This is a genomic window from Streptomyces sp. NPDC127177, from assembly GCF_042672475.1.
Lineage (GTDB): Bacteria > Actinomycetota > Actinomycetes > Streptomycetales > Streptomycetaceae > Streptomyces.
On the sequence record NZ_JBHXUW010000007.1, the window covers coordinates 66591 to 84691 of the forward strand.

At 73.4% G+C, this 18101-nt stretch carries 15 protein-coding genes; 5 read left to right on the forward strand and 10 right to left on the reverse strand.

The genetic code is table 11. The features are described 5' to 3' along the window. Positions 1 to 6: 6 nt before the first annotated feature. Positions 7 to 2472 (reverse strand): helicase C-terminal domain-containing protein, encoded by a 2466-nt coding sequence (locus tag ACFVJX_RS07335; protein WP_384126151.1) that lies wholly within the window; start codon positions 2470 to 2472, stop codon positions 7 to 9. 74 nt (positions 2473 to 2546) lie between these two features. On the opposite strand from ACFVJX_RS07335, the gene ACFVJX_RS07340 reads away from it, so the two are divergent. Next, the gene (locus tag ACFVJX_RS07340) at positions 2547 to 3653 is read left to right on the forward strand and encodes a hypothetical protein (protein ID WP_384126149.1); all 1107 of its coding nucleotides are present in this window, start codon (positions 2547 to 2549) and stop codon (positions 3651 to 3653) included. Positions 3654 to 3795: 142 nt separating this feature from the next. On the opposite strand, the gene ACFVJX_RS07345 is transcribed toward ACFVJX_RS07340, so the two are convergent. The 4 genes from ACFVJX_RS07345 to ACFVJX_RS07360 are packed head-to-tail and all read right to left on the reverse strand — an operon-like array spanning position 3796 to position 7749. Then, positions 3796 to 4782: an ABC transporter substrate-binding protein gene (locus ACFVJX_RS07345; protein ID WP_384126147.1), complete on the reverse strand. Its 987-nt coding sequence runs from the start codon at positions 4780 to 4782 to the stop codon at positions 3796 to 3798. Beyond that, complete coding sequence (locus tag ACFVJX_RS07350) at positions 4779 to 5675, reverse strand: ABC transporter ATP-binding protein (RefSeq protein ID WP_384126144.1); 897 nt, start codon at positions 5673 to 5675, stop codon at positions 4779 to 4781. The genes ACFVJX_RS07345 and ACFVJX_RS07350 overlap by 4 nt, the downstream gene beginning before the upstream one ends. Then, positions 5672 to 6742 (reverse strand): FecCD family ABC transporter permease, encoded by a 1071-nt coding sequence (locus ACFVJX_RS07355; RefSeq protein WP_384126143.1) that lies wholly within the window; start codon positions 6740 to 6742, stop codon positions 5672 to 5674. Before ACFVJX_RS07355 ends, ACFVJX_RS07350 begins: the two co-directional genes overlap by 4 nt. Beyond that, positions 6739 to 7749 (reverse strand): FecCD family ABC transporter permease, encoded by a 1011-nt coding sequence (locus ACFVJX_RS07360; protein WP_384126141.1) that lies wholly within the window; start codon positions 7747 to 7749, stop codon positions 6739 to 6741. Before ACFVJX_RS07360 ends, ACFVJX_RS07355 begins: the two co-directional genes overlap by 4 nt. 113 nt (positions 7750 to 7862) lie before the next feature. Between ACFVJX_RS07360 and ACFVJX_RS07365 the strand changes: the two genes are divergently transcribed. Continuing rightward, positions 7863 to 8507 (forward strand): HAD family hydrolase, encoded by a 645-nt coding sequence (locus ACFVJX_RS07365; protein ID WP_384126139.1) that lies wholly within the window; start codon positions 7863 to 7865, stop codon positions 8505 to 8507. A gap of 89 nt (positions 8508 to 8596) precedes the next feature. On the opposite strand, the gene ACFVJX_RS07370 is transcribed toward ACFVJX_RS07365, so the two are convergent. Next, entirely contained in the window at positions 8597 to 8818 is a 222-nt protein-coding gene (locus ACFVJX_RS07370) for a hypothetical protein (protein ID WP_384126137.1), read from the reverse strand. A 161-nt stretch (positions 8819 to 8979) separates the two neighbouring features. Here ACFVJX_RS07370 and ACFVJX_RS07375 point away from each other — a divergent pair, with 161 nt between their 5' ends. After that, complete coding sequence (locus tag ACFVJX_RS07375) at positions 8980 to 9363, forward strand: cold-shock protein (RefSeq protein WP_384126135.1); 384 nt, start codon at positions 8980 to 8982, stop codon at positions 9361 to 9363. Positions 9364 to 9471: 108 nt separating this feature from the next. Here ACFVJX_RS07375 and ACFVJX_RS07380 read toward each other — a convergent pair whose 3' ends face one another. From ACFVJX_RS07380 to ACFVJX_RS07395, 4 genes are read right to left on the reverse strand one after another with little or no spacing between them, the layout of a single operon-like run. Continuing rightward, positions 9472 to 10329: a 1,4-dihydroxy-6-naphthoate synthase gene (locus ACFVJX_RS07380; RefSeq protein WP_384126133.1), complete on the reverse strand. Its 858-nt coding sequence runs from the start codon at positions 10327 to 10329 to the stop codon at positions 9472 to 9474. After that, a complete protein-coding gene (locus ACFVJX_RS07385; RefSeq protein ID WP_384126131.1) occupies positions 10310 to 11026 on the reverse strand; it encodes a futalosine hydrolase in 717 nt (238 codons plus the stop codon). The genes ACFVJX_RS07380 and ACFVJX_RS07385 overlap by 20 nt, the downstream gene beginning before the upstream one ends. A gap of 28 nt (positions 11027 to 11054) precedes the next feature. Continuing rightward, positions 11055 to 11537: a DUF2771 domain-containing protein gene (locus tag ACFVJX_RS07390; protein ID WP_384126129.1), complete on the reverse strand. Its 483-nt coding sequence runs from the start codon at positions 11535 to 11537 to the stop codon at positions 11055 to 11057. Between the two features lie 27 nt (positions 11538 to 11564). Beyond that, the gene (locus ACFVJX_RS07395) at positions 11565 to 13004 is read right to left on the reverse strand and encodes an MFS transporter (RefSeq protein WP_384126127.1); all 1440 of its coding nucleotides are present in this window, start codon (positions 13002 to 13004) and stop codon (positions 11565 to 11567) included. 419 nt (positions 13005 to 13423) lie between these two features. Here ACFVJX_RS07395 and ACFVJX_RS07400 point away from each other — a divergent pair, with 419 nt between their 5' ends. Then, a complete protein-coding gene (locus ACFVJX_RS07400) occupies positions 13424 to 14359 on the forward strand; it encodes a DUF3027 domain-containing protein (protein WP_384126125.1) in 936 nt (311 codons plus the stop codon). 525 nt (positions 14360 to 14884) lie between these two features. Then, the gene (locus tag ACFVJX_RS07405) at positions 14885 to 18091 is read left to right on the forward strand and encodes a sacsin N-terminal ATP-binding-like domain-containing protein (RefSeq protein WP_384126188.1); all 3207 of its coding nucleotides are present in this window, start codon (positions 14885 to 14887) and stop codon (positions 18089 to 18091) included. Positions 18092 to 18101 lie beyond the last annotated feature (10 nt).

Below are 18101 nucleotides of genomic sequence, written 5' to 3' on the forward strand. Positions count from 1 at the left end.
GGGCTGTCACGCCGTCTGGTCGTCGGCCAGTTCCGCCACGCCCGTGATCCGGTGCAGGGGGTACGTGCGGACCTCGTCGGCCGTGTGGTCGTACGCCGTCACGTAACCGCCCTCGACCCGGACCGGGGCGATCACGCGCTGGCTGGCGGTGCCCTCCGCGTTCACGTAGCCGATCCAGATCGCCGAGCCCGTCATCGCCGCGGCCTGGACGGTGACCAGCGTCTCGGCGGACGTCGTGCGCGGCAGCGCGCCCGGCGACGCGGCGGGCCCGGAGCCGGGCCCGGTGTCCTTGTGGACGACCGTCGCCGCCGTGTCCCCGGCCCGGATCGCCCGGACCGCCGCCCCCAGCAGGGTGGGGTCGGGAACCGGCGGGCCCTCCGGCACGGGCGCCGGGGCGGTCCGCGGCGGGGTGCGGCGGGCACCCGCGCGGGTGATCAGGACATCGCCGTCGGCGGACTCCGCGGCGGGCGCGTAACCCAGTTCGCGCAGCCCCTCCAGGAGCGAGGCCGGATCGATCTGGGCGGCCAGGGCCGTGGGAGCGAGGCGCCGCAGCCGCAGGGTGGCCGAGCGCCGGTCGGCGAGGATCTCGTTGAGGACGGCCTCGTCGTCGCAGCGCACGTACGAGGACGCGACACCGATCCGCAGATGGCCGTGCCGCCTGGCGACGTCGTCGATGAGGTAGCTGAGCGGCTGCGGCACCGGCGTACGGCTGTGCGCGGCGAGGAAGGCGTGCAGGTCCGCGGCGGACTGTCCCGCGTCCAGGCCGCGGCGCACGGACCCGGGCGTGAACCGGTAGACCGTCGCCCCGCCCTTCGACTCGATGTCCGCGACAGCGGCGAGCATGTCCGCGAGCGGGCGCTCCAGCGGGCCCGGCGCGACGGCGGTCAGGTCGGCCTGGAGCAGGACGTGGTCGAGCGGCTCCGGGATGAGCGGGGCGAGCAGGGCGGCGGCCTCGGCGGGACCGGTGGCCAGCAGGGCGCGGGACTGCGAGGCGAGGGCGCCGCGGCCGGTGATGCCGAGGAGTTCGGACTCGTTCAGCGTCCACAGCGCGATCCGGGACCGCAGATCGGTGGTGTCCCCGGCGGAGGCGGAGGCCCCGCGCAGCGGGCGCTCCCAGCGGAGCCGGGCGAGCAGCGTCTCCGGGTCCGGTGCGGTGCCGGCGGGCAGCGCGGCGAGCAGGGCCAGTACACGGTGGCGGACCTCGGGCGCGGCGGAGCGGTCCAGGTCGGGGCCGAGGGTGGACAGCGCCCGGCCCTTCGCGTCCTGGCCGCCGACCAGTCCCGGGGTGCGGGTGGCGGCGAGCCAGGCGGAGGCGAGGCGTACCCAGCGGTCCTCGGCGGGGAGTTCGGTCCAGTCGTCGTACGCGGGGGTCGGCGCGTACCGCTCGTCGGCCTCGCCGTCGGAGGCCAGCAGCCCCGCCGCGTAGGCCAGTTCGATCCAGAACGCGGCGACGGGCTCCGACACGTCCAGCGCCGCAGCCGTCTTCTTCAGCTCGCGGACGCTGAGACCGCCGGCCCGCAGTATGGCCGGGCCGCCGCCGTTCCAGCTCTTCAGCAGCTCCTCGACGGTGGACACCGACAGGAACGCCTGGCCCGCCGCCGCACTGTCCACAGCCTGTGGATCGCGTTCGGCGACGGCGACCACGGCCGGCGGCCGCGGCTCGGGCACCCGGTGGGCGCGCCCGGCCCGCAGATGCAGAGCGGCCTCGCGCGGCAGCACGACCGTGCGGGTCGACACCGGCAGCAGCAGCCCGCGGTCGCGCAGCCACTTCACGGGCGGGGTGGGGTTCGGGGTCACCTCGCCGTACGGCGGCCCCCAGACCAGCCGGTCCAGCACCGACAGCGCCTCCACCGGGGCGGCGTCGAGGAGTTCGCCCATCCGGGCCCGGTCGGTGAACAGGGCGGCCAGGGCGGTCACCGCGGAGACCGGGTCGTGGGTGGCGGGCAGTCCGGCGGTGGCGAGGATCTCCTGGAGCCGCCCAGGCGACATACCGGACGTGGCCTCCGCGACCGTCGGTCCGAGACCGGTGGGGGAGGGGTGCTGCGGCGAGGGGGAGAGAAGTTCACGGGCGGTCCGCACCAGGTGCAGCCGCTCGTCCTCGCCCCAGACGAGGGCCTGTTCGCGCAGGGTGGTCAGGGCCCCCGGCAACGCGTCCACGACGGCGGCGCCGGCGTCGTCGTGATGGACGCCGTCGTCCCGGCCGTCACCTGTGAGCAGGCCGAGCAGCGTGTCGTACGGAGCGGGATCGGGCGCGACAGCGAGCGCCTCGGCGGTCTGCAGGGCGAACCGGTCGAGGTGTTCCAGGGCGCGGACGACGGAGGCACGGGTGCCGGCCCGCGTCGCGAGTTGGGTGATGTCGTTGGGCACGGGGCCGAGGAGGTCGGGCCGGGCGCGCAGCAGCCTGCCCAACGACTCGTCGTCCCGGGCGCGCAGAGCCTCGGCCAGCGTCCGCGGTGGTGTGGTCATCCCCATCCGTCCCACGGTAGTCGCTCCGGACGGGCCCGAGGGCGCTACCGTCGGTGCAGGGCCGAGAGGGGAACCATCGCGTGGGGATCGAGAGCGATCAGCTGGTCTACGACTACCTGAGCCGGGTCGGGGACATGGCGCAGCAGCAACAGCTGTCCTCGGGCACCCGGATGAAGCTGGTGTCGGCGCTGCGCGGCGAGATCGACCGGCAGCGGGTGAAACAGGCCGCGGACACGCCGGCGGCGGTGCGCCGCATCATCGGGAAGCTCGGCACCCCCGACGAACTGGTCGCGGCGGCGGCCTCGTCGGCCGACGGATCGGTGGCGCTGCCGCAGACGCCGGAACCGGGCCCCGCGGCGGCGTCCGGCATCCCGCGGCCACGCAGGCCGAAGCTCCGCAAGGACGGCCGCGGGGAGGTCCGCAAAGGCCGCGGGGAGGTCCGTAAAGACAGTTCGCGCAAGGGCGCGTCGGAGGCGCCCACCGATGCCGCCGAGGCTCCGGCGGCGGCTTCACCCGGCGGAGGTCCGTCCGCCCCGCACCGGGCCGGCACGGACGAGCTCGGACCGTCCGGGAGCGAGACGGACTGGTGGCGCGTCGAACCGGGCCCGTTCGGCGAGTTCGGCGAGGGGACCGACGTACCGGGCTTCCGGGGCGGGGTGGAGATCCCGGCGCTGCTGCGGCCGCCGGTGGCGGAGGACGACGACGAGTTCGACGACGACGGCGACGGGGCCGAGGCGTCCGAGGAGCTCGACGAGGAGTACGAGGAGTACGAGGAGGCGCAGGCGGTTCGCCCGCGCCGGTGGCGGCCGCGACTGCGCCGGGCCGGCGGGGAAGCCGGGCCCCGCGGCTTCTCGCACCCCGTGCTGCTGCTCGCCGCCGCACTGCTGGTGGCCGGCGCGGTGATGGGCTCCCCGCAGGCCCTGCTGGTCCTGGCGGGCGGCTGGGCGCTCGCGTACAGCTCCCGGAAGCTGTCTCGCGCGGAGGCGAAGTGGGCGGTCATGGGGCTGCCCGGCCTGGTGGCGGTGGCCGGGCTCGTCTGGCTGTGGGGCCGGCTGGACGGCCGTTGGGGCGCCCCGATCCCCGAACACGGCATGGCGGACGCGCTGAGCGGCGTCTGGCCCGTGGTGATCCGGGCGGCGGCGGTCTCCTCGGCCGTGTTCCTGGTGTGGCGGGCACGGCGGCGGTAGCCCGGTCCGGGGGCGGGTGTGCCCGGTGGGCGGGGGCCGGTGCCCCTCCCCACCGCGCGGAGCGCACCCCACGGACCACCAAATCAAGCCTGTCCGGGGATTGAGGACAGAAGAACCCGCACCCCGGAACCCCGCCCTCCGGCTACTTCTTCAGATCCGTCAGCAGCTCGTTGAGGATCTTGTCCGCCGCCGTGTAGCCGATCCCCTGGACCCACAGCTGGTCGTCGACCGCGAAGACCCTGCCCTTCTTCACCGCGGACATGTTCTTCCACAGCCCACTGCCCGTGGTCTGCGTCTCCTTGGACTTCTTCGGGTCGCCGTACGTCGAGTGGAAGACGACGTCCGCGTCCGCGAGGTCGATCTTCTCGGGGCTGACGTCGTACGAGAAGCCGTCCTTGGCCTTGTCCGTGATGGCCGGCCGCCCCAGGCCCACGTCGGCGAGGATCGTGCCGATGTAGTTCTTCCTGCCGTAGATGCGGATGTCCGCGCCCTCGACGAACCGCACCAGGTTGACGTCGGTGGCGGAGGCCTTCGCCTTGCCGCCCAGCGCCTCGGTGACGTCGGCGACGTGCGAGGCGTAGTCGGTGGTGACCATCTTCGCCTCGGCCTTCTTGCCGAGCGCGTCGGCGTGGACCTGGAAGTTCGCCTTCCAGGGGTAGCCGGTGTTCTCCGTCATCACGGTCGGCGCGATCTTCTTCAGCTCGTCGTACTTGTCGCCGTGCCGGATCTTGCTCGTGAGGATCAGATCGGGCTTGAGCGCCGCGATGGACTCCAGGTTCGGCGTCATCATCGCGCCGACATCCTTGATCCCGGCGACCTGGTCCTTCGGCAGGTAGTCCAGGAAGCCCGACTTGACGTCCGCGTGCGTCGCACCGACCGGCTTCACGCCGAGGGTGAGCGCCGAGTCCAGCTCCGCGGTGTCCAGGACGACGACCCGCTTCGGCGCGTCGGGGACCTTGACGTCACCCATGGCCGTCCTGACGGTGTGCGTACCGCTGCCGGACCCGCCGCCGGAGCCCGCGTCGGAGGAGTCCGAGTCCGAGGAGCCGCAGGCGGACAGCGTGAGTGCCGCCGTCACGGCCAGGGCGCAGGCGAGGATGCCACGTCGGTTGCGCAGGGGTGCGGTCATGTGAGCGGTGCCTTTCGGTCGGTGGGGACGGAGCCGGTCGGGGTGGAGCGGTCGGGGGCCGACGGGCTCCACGGCGCCCCCGGCACGACGAGCGGCGACCCCGTCACCGGGTCCGGGACGATCACGGCCTCCAGACCGAAGACCTCCCGGACGAGACCGGCGGTGACGACGTCCTCGGGACGGCCCTCGGCGACGATCCGGCCCGCCTTCATGGCGACCAGGTGATCGGCGTACCGGGCGGCCTGGTTGAGGTCGTGCAGGACGGTCACCACGGTCCGGCCGCGGGTGCCGTCGGCGGCCGGCGCGGCGAGCCGGCGCACCAGGTCGAGGACCTCCACCTGGTGGGCGATGTCGAGATACGTGGTCGGCTCGTCGAGCAGCAGCAGATCGGTCTCCTGGGCCAGCGCCATCGCGATCCACACGCGCTGACGCTGCCCGCCGGACAGCTCGTCCACCGAACGGGAGCCGAGCGCGGTGATGTCGGTGCGCTCCATGGCGTCCGTCACCGCCCGCTCGTCCTCCTGGGACCACTGCTGCCACCAGTGCTGGTGGGGCTGGCGGCCGCGGGCCACGAGATCGGAGACGGTGATCGCCTCGGGGGCCACCGGGGTCTGCGGAAGCAGCCCGATCGACTGGGCGATCTTCTTCGTGGGAATCCTCGACAGCTCGGTGCCGTCCAGCAGCACCGCCCCGCCGCGCGGCTTGAGGAGCCGGCCCAGCGCACGCAGCGTCGTCGACTTGCCGCAGGCGTTCGGACCGACGATGACGGTGACCCGCCCGTCCGGGACGGCGAGGTCCAGTTCGTGGACGACGGTGCGTTCCTCGTACGCGAGCGTCAGCTCACGCACCGTCAGCCGACTGGTCACCGCTTCCTGCTGCCGGGTCCCGTTCATGCGTTGCCTCCCCTGCGGCCACCGTGACCGCGGATGATCAGCCAGATCAGATACGGGGCGCCGACCGCCGCCGTCAGGACGCCCACCGGCAGTTCGGTGGGGGAGAAGAGTCTGCGGGCCAGCAGATCGGCGAAGACCACGATCACCGCGCCCAGCAGTGCCGAGCAGAGCAGCGGGATCTGTGCCGTCCGCGTCATCCGGCGGGCGATCTGCGGGGCGAGGAGGGCGACGAAGTCGACCGGCCCGGCGGTCCCGGTGGCCACCGACGCGAGGATCACGCCGAGCGCAACGAGCCCCAGTCGGACCCGGCCCAGCCGCACGCCGAGCGCGGTCGCCGTGTCGTCGTCCATGGTCACGGTGCGCTGGGCGCGGGCCGCCCACAGGACGGCGGGCAGCAGCACGAGCAGCGTCCAGCCGATGGGCGCCGCCTCGGCGTAGCCGCGGCCGTTGAGCGAACCGGTCATCCAGATCTGCGCCTGCTGGGCGACGAGGTAGTCGCCCTTGGTCAGGAACAGGGTGGTGACGGATCGCAGTGCGACGGCGAAGCCGATGCCGATGAGCACGAACCGGGTGGCGTGCAGTCCGCCGCGCCAGGCGAAGAGGTAGACGAGCGCCGCCGCCGCGACCCCACCGATCACCGACAGGTACGGCAGCACGGTGTACGAGGTGATGCCGAACGTCATCGCGCCGACCGTGAGCGCGCCGGCGCCCTGGCTGATGCCGATGATGTCCGGGCTGGCGAGCGGGTTGCGGGCCACGGTCTGGATCAGCGCGCCGGCGATCCCGAAGGCCAGGCCGACGAGCAGGCCGACGACCATGCGCGGCAGCCGCAGCGTGCCGACGACGAGTTCGTCGGCGGACGGCCGGCCGAGCACGACCTTCAGGACCTCGCCCGGGGCGACGAAGCTCTCGCCGACGCAGAGGTAGGCGACACAGACGACGGCCAGCAGGACGACGAGAGCGGTGGCGGCGACGGCGGCCCGGCGGTGCAGCAGGAACCGTCCGCGCGCCCCGATCCGTACGACGCTGTATCCGGCGGGCCGCACGGCGGCCGTGGTGGCGCTCACGCGGGCACCGCCTTCCTGCGCACCAGCGTGACCAGGAACGGCACTCCGATCAGCGCCGTCATGACCCCGGCCGGGATCTCGCTCGGCGGGAAGACGATCCGGCCGACCACATCGGATACGAGCAGCATCACGGGTCCGATCAGAGCGGCCATCGGCAGTACCCAGCGGTGGTCGCTGCCGACGATCGCGCGGGCGATGTGCGGGACGGCGAGGCCGATGAACGCGATCGGGCCGGCCGCCGCGACGCCGACGCCGGTGAGCACGGTGGCGCCGATCCCGCCGACGATCCGTACCGCCGCGATCTTCTGCCCGAGCCCCTTCGCCATGTCCTCGCCGAGCGCCAGCGCGTCCAGCCCACGGGCTACGGACAGCACGAGGACCGTCCCCACCAGCAGGAACGGCCAGATCTGCTGGGCGACCTGGGACTCGCGGCCGGCGATCGAGCCGACCTGCCAGAACCGGAACTCATCCAGCGCGGACGCCTTCGTCGTCAGTACGGCCATCGTCACCGACACCAGCAGCGCGTTGATCGCGGCGCCGCCGAGCGCGAGTTTCACCGGGGTGGCGCCGCCGCGTCCGCTGGAGGCGATGGCGTACACGGCGACGGAGGCCGCCGCAGCGCCCACGAAGGCGAACCAGACGTACCCGGTGAGCGTGTGGATGCCCGCGTACGCGATGGCGAGCACCACGCCGACCGACGCGCCCTGGCTGATGCCGAGGATGCCGGGGTCGGCGATGGGGTTGCGGGTGATGCCCTGGAACACCGTGCCGGCGAGGGCGAGCGCGGCGCCGACCATCAGCCCGATCAGGGTGCGGGGCACCCGCATGTTCCGGATGACCTCGGCGGCGTCGGAGTGCCCGCCGTGCAGCAGGGCGTCCAGGACGGCGGACGGGGCGATGGTCCGTGCCCCCACGGCGAGGCTGAGCAGTACGGCGAACAGCAACGCCGCGACGGCCGCCGCCGTCAGGAGAGCGCGTCTGGAGCGGCGTGGTGCGGCGGCTGGCATCGGACCCAATCGGCAAGCGAAACGAAGTAAGGCGGCCCTAAGTCTAGGTGCCGCCTGTGCGGGCCGGTCGGGGGGTGGCCGGGGTCTTGCGCGGGCTCGGCACAATGGCAGTCATGGCTTCGCACACACTGACGGTCGGCTTCGACCTGGACATGACGCTCATCGACTCCCGGCCCGGCATCAGGGCCGCCTACCTGGTGCTCGCCGCCGAGACGGGGGTGGCGATCGACGTCGATCTGGTGGTGAGCAGGCTGGGACCGCCGCTGGAGGACGAGCTGGCGAACTGGTTCCCCGTCGCCGAGGTGGCCGCGATGACCGACCGCTACCGGGAGATCTATCCCACGTACGCGATCACGCCGTCCCTCGCCATGCCCGGCGCCCGCGAGTCCGTCGATGCGATACGGGCCCTCGGCGGCCGGACGATGGTCGTCACCGCCAAGTACGAGCCGAGCGCGAAGATGCACCTCGCGCACCTGGGGATCGAGCCCGACGTGATCGTGGGCGGGCTCTGGGCCGAGGCGAAGGCGAAGGCGCTGCGGGAGCACGGGGCCGGGGTGTACGTCGGCGACCACACCGGCGACGTACGCGGCGCGCGGGCCGCGTCGGCGGTGTCCGTCGGTGTGACGACGGGCCCGTGCGACGAGGCGGCGCTGCGGGGGGCCGGGGCGGACGTGGTGCTGCGGTCCCTGGCGGAGTTCCCGGAGTGGGTACGCGGGTACGCGCGGCAGACGGGTGTCTCAAACCCGTCCGGCGTCTGAGGGCGGAACAGCTTCGGGGAGCCCGCACCCCACGCCTGCGCTCAAGGAGCCATGCCCAAGGAGCCACGTCCCAGGAGGCCACGCCACGCTCAGCGCGGCGCCCCCGCGCGGGCCGAGCGGAACAGGCCCGCCGCCGCGATCAGGAAGCCCACCCCCATCAGCATGCAGACCGCGTAGGCGATCGAGGGGAACGGCTCGGTGCCGAGGAACAACGGGGCCATGGTGACCAGCGTCGCCACCGCGCCGACGAAGAAGACGATCGCGCCGACCCGGACGAGCAGGTCACCGGCGCCAGAAGGAGAAGTACTCACCCGGTCAGGGTAGTTCTTTCAGGACACGAGTCCGGATGACCAGCCTTGACGAGGGGTACTTCACCTGTGGAGGCTTCTGCCAGCAGGGGGAGCACGATCACTGGACGGCCTGACCTGCTGAGGCTTTGTTCCGGCATACAGGTTGAGATGGGGTGCGTGCTTTGCCGACTGGCAAGGTCAAGTGGTTCAACAGTGAGAAGGGCTTCGGCTTCCTCTCCCGCGACGACGGCAGCGACGTCTTCGTGCACTCGTCCGTGCTCCCCGCCGGAGTCGACGCACTCAAGCCCGGCCAGCGCGTCGAATTCGGCGTGGTCGCCGGACAACGCGGTGACCAGGCACTGTCCGTGGCGATCCTCGACCCCACCCCGTCCGTCGCCGCCGCCCAGCGCCGTAAGCCCGACGAGCTGGCCTCGATCGTGCAGGACCTGACGACCGTGCTGGAGAACATCACGCCGATGCTGGAGCGCGGCCGCTACCCCGACAGGGCGGCGGGCGCCAAGATCGCCGGCCTGCTGCGTGCGGTCGCGGACCAGCTCGACGTCTAAGGGCCGTCCCGTCCTTGGGGCGCATCGAAAGTGCCGCCCACCCCGTGGGGGCGGACGGCACTGCTTTCGAAACACGCCCCGGGCAGGGGCCAGGGGCAGAAGCGGCCGTCAGACGAACGACAGCGCGTCCGGGCCGAGGGGCGGCACGAGCCCCTCGGCCGCGGCGCGCGTCAGCAGGCCGCGGATCGCCGCGTAGCCGTCCTCCCCGAGGTCGGCGGTGAACTCGTTCACGTACAGACCGATGTGCTGGTCGGCTACGGACGGGTCCAGTTCCTGCGCGTGCGCCCGCACGTACGGGCGGGAGGCCTCCGGGTCGTCCCACGCCATCCGTACCGACGTGCGCACCGACTCGGCGAGCAGCTTCAGCGTGTCCGCGCCCAGCGACCGCTTCGCGATGATCGCGCCGAGCGGGATCGGCAGACCGGTGGTGTCCTCCCAGTGCCGTCCCATGTCGGCCAGGTTGTGCAGGCCGTACTCCTGGTACGTGAAGCGCGCCTCGTGGATGACGAGACCGGCGTCCACCTTGCCGTCCCGTACCGCCGGCATGATCTCGTTGAACGGCATGACGACGACCTCGCCGACCCCGCCCGGCACCACGTCCGCGGCCCAGAGCCGGAACAGCAGGTACGCGGTCGAGCGCTCGCTCGGCACGGCGACGGTCTTCCCCGTCAGGTCGGTGCCCGCCTCCTTCGTGAGGACGAGCGGCCCGCAGCCCCGGCCCAGCGCGCCGCCGCACGGCAGCAGCGCGTACTCCTGGAGGACCCACGGCAGTACCGCGTACGAGACCTTGAGCACATCCAGCTCGCCGCGCTCGGCCATGCCGTTGGTGAGGTCGATGTCGGCGAAGGTGACATCGAGGGCGGGCGCGCCGGGGACCCTTCCGTGCGCCCAGGCGTCGAAGACGAACGTGTCGTTCGGGCACGGCGAGAAGGCGATCCGCAGCGGGTCAGGAGTCGTTTCGGTCATGGTGGGTCCAGCCTTCCAGTACGGGTATGAGCTTCCCGAACGCGTCGGTGAGCGCGGTCAGCGCGTCGCCGATGCGCCAGGCGTCGCGGTCGCGGGGGCCGACGGCGTTGGAGACGGCTCTGATCTCCAGGACGGGCACACCGGTCAGCTCGGCCGCCTCCGCGACCCCGAAGCCCTCCATGGCCTCGGCGACGGCCCCGGGGTGTGCGCAGAGGAGGGCGGCGGCGCGCTCCGCGCTGCCGGTCACGGTGGAGACGGTGAGGATGTCGCCGGTCACCGCCCCGGTCGCGGCGGACACGGCGCGCACGAGCGAACGCGGCGGGAGGTGCCACACCCGGCCGAAGCCGAGACCGGTGACGGGCACGAAGCCCGCGGGGGTCTCGGCGCCCAGGTCGGCCGCGCCGATGCGGCCGGCCACGACGAGGGAGCCGACCGGGGCGACACCGGGGAACCCGCCGCCGATGCCGGCCGAGATCACCAGGTCGTAGCGTTCCGGGGCCGGGGCCGAAGCCAGGGCGAACGCGGCGGAGGCCGCCGCGGCGGCCGGTCCCGCGCCGCCCGCGAGGACGTCGAAGGGGCCCGCGCGGTGGATCTCCGCACCCGGCACCCGGCGCACTGACACCTCGTCACCGGCCCCGGACGCACGCGTGACCGCGTCCCGTTCCACCGGGACAGCGGTCACTACGAGCACACGCACGGGGAGATCCTCCGCGGTCAGGAGGGGGTCAGTCGGTCTTCTTGAGCTCGAAGTGCCAGATGCCGGTGAGCTTCTTGCCCTTGGTCTCCACGATGCTGATCTGCGTCTTGCTCGCGGTGGCCTCGCCGCTCTGGCTGGAGAAGAAGGCGCTGCCCGGGATGGACCGGTAGGTCTTCTTGTACGGCTCCTGCTCGGCCTGCTGGCCGTTGATGAAGAGCGTCCAGCCGTTGTCCGCGACGCCGGGGTCCACGCCGAAGCGGACCTTGTCGTCCATCGCGACCTTGACGGTCTTCTCGGCCTTCTTGTTGAGGCAGCCCTGGATATCGGATTCCTTGAGGGCGTTGCCGTCGTTGTAGCAGGACGCCTCGGTGTTCACCGAGTTGTCGCCGACCGTCACGGTGGCGAGCGGCGTCGGCTTGTCGCAGGCGGAGAGGACAAGGAGTCCCGCGGACACGGCACCAAGAGCGACGCCGATTCGACGGCCCTTACCGGAGAAGAACGCAACGGTCATGGGCCGAAGGCTATCGGTCGCTCCGGCTCATGCCACGCGGGGGTGCGGCGAGCCGCGCCGCGCCGCGCCCAGCAGCCCCCGTACGGAGGCCGCCGCGCCGAGCGCGAGGAGCCCCGCGGCGACCGCCATGCCCAGTACGCCGTTGAGGGGGAGCGCGATACCGATCGCACCGCCGGCCACCCACGACATCTGGAGCAGCGTCTCGGACCGTGCGAACGCGGAGGTCCGCACCTCCTCCGGCACATCGCGCTGGATCATCGCGTCCAGTGAGAGCTTCGACAGCGCCTGGGTGAAGCCCGCCGTGGCGGCGAGCGCGGCGACCATCACCGTGCTGAAGAAGGCCGCGGCCAGCACGGCGACGCCGAGCGCCAGGCCCAGCACCCCGGCGATGATCACTTCCGGTCCGCGCGCCCTGAGCCAGGAGCCGACCGCGGTGCCCAGCGCGTTGCCCGTACCGGCCGCCACGCCGACGATGCCGAGCGAGATCGCGGCGCTCTGGCCGGAGAGGGGCTGCTCGCGCAGCAGGAACGCCAGGAAGAAGATCAGGAAACCGGAGAGCGCGCGGTGCGCGGCGTTGGCCTGCAGTCCGTGCAGGACGGAGGGGCCGACCGACCGCAGCCCCGGCCGTTTCTCGCCCTTCTCCTTCTTCTCCTTGGTTCTGGCCGCCTTCCTTTCCGTCCCGGGCGTGGCGGATTTCCGCGCCGGCTCGGGCCGGACGGCACCCTCGTGCGGCTTCACGAGACGTGCCTTGCTCTCACCCTTCGCCGAGTCCACCTTGGGCGGCAGGGTGAAGGCGAGGACGGCACCGCAGACGAAGATCGCGGACGCCCCGTAGAGCGGCCAAGGCGGGCCGATGCTCTGGAGCCCTGCCCCGATCGGAGCAGCGGCGCCCGTCGCGAGGAGACCGGCGAGGGTGACCCGTGAGTTCGCCTTCACCAGGGAGAAGCGGGGTGGCAGCAGGCGCGGTACGACGGCGCTGCGCACGACTCCGTACGCCTTCGAGCAGACCAGGACGCCCAGGGCCGCCGGATACAGCTCCAGGCCACCGGTGGCGACCGCGCCCGACATGGTGAGCGCCAGCAGCGCACGGGCCAGCATGGAGCCCGCCATCGCGGCGCGGCGGCCGTGCGGAAGGTGGTCCAGGAGCGGGCCGATGACCGGGGCGAGGACGATGAACGGTGCCATCGTGACGGCGAGGTACAGCGCGACCCGGCCGCGGGCCTGGTCGGTCGGTACGGAGAAGAACACGGTGGACGCCAGCGCGACCGTGATCATGACGTCGCCCGCGCCGTTCACCGCGTGCAGTTCGATCAGCTTGCCGAGCCCGGACTCACCGGCGCCGTGGGCGTGCGTGGCCTTGCGGATGCCCCGGGCGGTCCCGGTGAACGGGCTGCGCAGGGCATGACCGACCGTCCGGCCCGTTCTGCGGAGCGGGCCGGATCCGTCGTGCGACCTGGCAGAAGCCACTTGGTCATACTGCCCCAGTACCCGTGGTTGCGAACCGGGACAGGCGCGGGGCGCGGTGCGTACCGCCCCGTCGGGTCAGCGACCGGCCAGGTCGCAGGGGGTGCGGGCCGGTGAATACGGATGTCCGGACCGCGCTCTTCACACGGGACACGGCACCGGATACGGCCTCGTTTGGGACGGGCAGGTGGGCGGGAAGCGGCGGAGAGGGTAGCGTGCGTAGCGCGCCACCGGCGGTTGTTCTTGGCCGCGCGCCTCTCGGCGATCCCGCAGAATGGGTTGCGGAAGGTGCGCCCGAGGCAGGCACAACGGGTGTGGACGTCGACGCGGCCCCCAGGTCCGCTCCGCCCGCAACCGTATGGCCGAAATCGATGGATGTGCTGGCGCGCTCGTGAGACTGGCGTAGGAGAGAAGCGAGACCTGTGAGTGCTGCGACGACGCGAAGCCGTACGGCCCGTACCCCTGTTCCCGACCGTCTGTGCGCCGAGGCGGTAGACCTCGCCCGCGCGGCGGCCGAGGAGGCAGCCGCGCCAGGGGTCGTGGGTGAGCATGTGGACGTGGTCCCCGAGGGGGACCGGGTCGTCACGCACTACTTCGAGTGCAAGGACCCCGCCTACCGCGGCTGGCGCTGGGCGGTGACGGTCGCCAGGGCCTCCCGGGCGAAGAACGTCACACTGGACGAGACGGTGCTGCTGCCCGGCGGCGACGCGCTGCTCGCGCCGGAGTGGGTGCCGTGGAGCGAGCGGCTGCGGCCGGGCGACATGGGGCCCGGGGACCTGCTGCCCACCGAGGCGGACGATCTGCGGCTCGAGCCCGGTTACACCGGCGACGACGAGCCGCCGCCCAACTCCGTCGTCGAGGGCGTCACGGGCGAGCTGGCCGACCTGGTCGAGTCGGAGGACGCGGAGCTTACGACGCGCCCGGACGCGCCGCGACGCGGTTCGATCGCGGCGGTGGCGGACGAGCTCGGAATGCGGCGGGCGCGGGTGCTGTCCCGGTACGGGCTGCACGCGGCGGCCGACCGCTGGGACGAGGGGTTCGGCGCGAAGACCCCGATGGCTCAGGCGGCGCCGGCCTCCTGTGTGTCCTGCGCCTTCCTGGTACCGCTCGCGGGCTCGCTGAAGCAGGCCTTCGGTGTGTGCGCGAACGAGTTCGGTCCGGCGGACGGGCACGTGGTGTCCCTGTCCTACGGGTGCGGTGGGCATTCGGAGGCCGCGGTGATGCCGAAGCCGCCGAAGCCGGTGCCGCATGCGCTGGACACGATGCAGGTGGACGAGTACCCGCTGCGTCCGGAGCGGGATTCCGGCTCCGTGCCGGTGGGCCCGGACACCCCGCCGGAGGACCTCGGCCACTCGTAGGCGGCGCCCAGGCGTTTCCCGCCCGGCGCGGGCCGCCCCGGCGTACGGGTTCCGTCCTCAATCGCCGGACGGGCTTGGTTTGGCGTACCGGTTCCGTCGTCCGGTGGCGGGATGGGCTTGGGTTTGGCGTATTGGCCCTGTCCTCGATCGTGGGATGGGCTTGGTTTGGCGTACCGGTTCCGTCCTCCGGTGGCGGGGATGGGCTTGGGTTTGGCGTACCGGCCCCGTCCTCGATCGCCGGACCGGCTTGTTCTGGCGGGCGCGCTGTCGTCGGTCGCGGGATGGGTTCAGGGCGCATTCCAGCCCGTCCGGCGTTTGAGGACGGACCCGGTGCGCCGGGGCGGGCCGAGGAAATCAAGCCCGTCCGGCGATTGAGGACAGAACCGGTGCTGCACGGCGGGCCGAGGAAATCCAGCCCGTCCGGCGATTGAGGACAACGCGGGCGCGGGCCGGGACCCGGTAGCTTCGGGCGCACACTTGGCGGCACGGGTACCCGTCACCGGAAGAGGGAGTCACAGCGTGAGCATGAACGCGACCGAAGGGGCCGACCCATTCGGCACCGCACGGCTCCGCCGCGGCGTGCTCGACGCGTGGGGCGCCGGCCCCGCCCGCTTCCGCGAGGACGCCAACGCCGAGGAGGACCTCGCACTCGGCGGCTACCGCGACCGCCTCGTCGTCGAGCTCGCCCAGAACGCCGCGGACGCCGCCGCCCGCGCCCACGCACCCGGCCGGCTCCGCCTCACCCTGCACCCGGCGACCGACGGCGCCCCCGCCGTCCTCGCCGCCGCGAACACCGGGGCTCCGCTGGACGCCACCGGTGTCGAATCGCTGTCCACCCTGCGCGCCTCCGCCAAGCGCGAGGGGCACGAGGGCGCCGTCGGCAGGTTCGGCGTCGGGTTCGCCGCCGTGCTCGCGGTGAGCGACGAACCCGCCGTCGTCGGCCGGCACGGTGGCGTGCGCTGGTCCCTGGCCGAGGCCCGCGAGCTCGCCCGGGAAGCCGCCGTCGGCAGCCCCGGCCTCGGCGACGAGCTCCGCCGCCGCGACGGCCACGTACCGCTGCTGCGGCTCCCGCTGCCCGCCGAGGGCACCGCACCGGACGGCTACGACACCGTCGTCGTCCTGCCGCTGCGCGACGGCGGCGCCGAGGACCTGGTCGGCCGGCTGCTCGGCGCGGTGGACGACGCACTGCTGCTCACCCTGCGCGGCCTCGACGAGATCGTCATCGAAACCCCGGAAACCGTACGGACGTTGACGCGCTCGCAGCACGGCCCGTACACCCACGTCGTCGACTCCGCGCACGGTACGAACCGCTGGCGCACCGTCGCCCACCACGGCCCCGTCGAGCCCGCCCTGCTCGCCGACCGCCCGCTGGAGGAACGGCTGCGCCCGCACTGGTCGGTGACCTGGGCCGTCCCCGTGGACGCGGAGGGCGCCCCGGTCCACCCCCGTACCGCCCCCGTGGTGCACGCCCCGACGCCCACCGACGAACCGCTCGGCGTACCCGCGCTGCTCATCGCGTCGCTTCCGCTGGACACCACGCGCCGCCACCCCGCGCCCGGCCCGCTCACCGACTTCCTGGTGCAGCGCGCGGCCGACGCGTACGCCGAACTGCTCGCCGACTGGCAGCCGGTCTCAGTCGCCACCATCGCTCTGGTGCCCGGTCCGCTGGGCAAGGGCGGGTTGGACGGGGCGCTGCGGGCCGCGATCCTGGAGCGGCTGCCGCGCGTCGCGTTCCTGGAGCCGGCCGCGCCGCGCGACCCGGCCGCCGAGCCCGACCAGTGGGAGAACTGGGACGCCGGGCCGGGCGGTGCCCGTACGGCGACCACGGCCCTGCGGCCCATCGAGGCGGAGGTGCTGGAGGGCGTGGGCGCCGGGACGGTCGCGGTGCTGGCCGAGGTGCTGCCCTGTCTGCTGCCCGCCGGCCTGGAACGCCGGGTCGAGCTGCGTACGCTCGGTGTGGCCCGGGTGCCGCTGACCGAGGCGATCGACCGGCTCGCCGGTCTCGAACGCGATCCGGGCTGGTGGCGGCGGCTGTACGACAGCCTGGCCGGTATCGACCCGGACCGGCTGTCCGGTCTGCCGGTGCCGCTCGCCGGAACGGCGTCCCACGGGCCGGACCCGGAGACCCCCGCAGTACCGCGCACCACCATCGGCCCCCGGCAGATCCTGCTCCCGCTCCCGGACGCGCTGACCGCACCCGTACTGGACCGGCTGGCCCGGCTCGGGCTGAAGGTCGCCCACCCGGACGCCGCACATCCGCTCCTGGAGAAGCTGGGCGCCCTGCCCGCCACCCCGCGCGCCGTGCTGACGACCCCGCAGGTGCGGGCCGCCGTCGCCGGTTCGCTGGACGCGGGCGAGGTCTGGGACGAGGACGCGCCGACCGGCGACGAGCTGGTGGACACCGTCCTCACCCTGGTCCGGGACGCCGACCTGCTGCCCGGCGACGAGCCCTGGCTCGGTGCGCTGGCCCTGCCCGACGAGGACGGCGAGCTCGCGCCGGCCGGGGAACTCGTGCTGCCCGGCAGCCCGTTCGCCGGTGTCATGCGCGAGGGTGAACTCGCCCTCTGCGACGAGGAACTGGCCGACCGCTGGGGCGAGCAGCCGCTCACCGCGTGCGGGGTACTGGCCACGTTCGCCCTGGTGCGCGCCACCGACGTGGTCCTGGACCCGGACGAACTGGAGCCGCGCGACGGCGACTTCGCCGAGTCCGACGACGCCGGGCTGCTGGACGCCGTCGACGTGTGGTGCGAGGACATCCTCGACCAGCTGCCGGACACCCCCGTGCCACCGGTCGCCACCGAACTCGTCGCCGTGCGCGACCTGGACCTGGTCGACGACGACGCCTGGCCCCAGGCACTCGCGCTCCTGGCCCGGCCGCCGCTGCGTGACGCGCTGACCCAGCCGGTGCGGGTGCTCCTCCCGGACGGCACCACGCAGTCGGTGCGCCCGTACACCGCATGGTGGCTGCGCGACCACCCGGTGCTTGGCGGCCGCCGCCCGGCGGGCCTGCGCGCCGACGGGGGCGATCCCCGCCTGACGGGCCTGTACGACTCCGCCGACGCGACGGGCTTCGACGACGCCGAGGTGCTGCGCTCGCTCGGCGTGCGGACCTCGGTCGCCGCCCTGCTGGACGAGCCGGGCGGCGCCGCCGAACTCCTCGGCCGGCTCGCGGACGAGGACCGGCCGGTCGGCCTCGTACAACTGCACTCCCTGTACACGGCCCTGGCCGACCTCGACCCGGAGCAGGTCACCCTGCCGGACGAGCTGCGGGCCGTGGTCGACGGCGAGGTGCGGGTCGTCGACGCGGCGGACGCGATGATCGCGGACGCCCCCGACCTGCTGCCGCTGACCGAAGGCGTACCGCTCCTGCCGGTCGCCCCGGCGAACGCGGCGGAGCTGGCCGAGCTGTTCCAGGTGCGGCGGCTCGGCGAGAGCGTCGAGGCGGAGGTGACGAGCGAGGGCGAGGAGCACCGGGTGCCGGATTCGGTACGCGTCCTGCTCGGCGCGGGCACCCCTGACACCTACGTCGAACACGGTGAACTGCGTGCGGGCGGTGTGGAACTGGACTGGCGCCGCACCCCGGACGGCACCGTGCACGCCTCGACCCTGGAGGGCGTCGCGGCGGGCCTGGCCTGGGCGGCGGGCCAGTGGCCGCGCCGCTTCGAGGTCGCGGCCCTGTTGGAGGACCCGTCGCGCACGGACGAACTGGCCCGGGACCGCTGGTTCGACTGAGCGAGCCCCG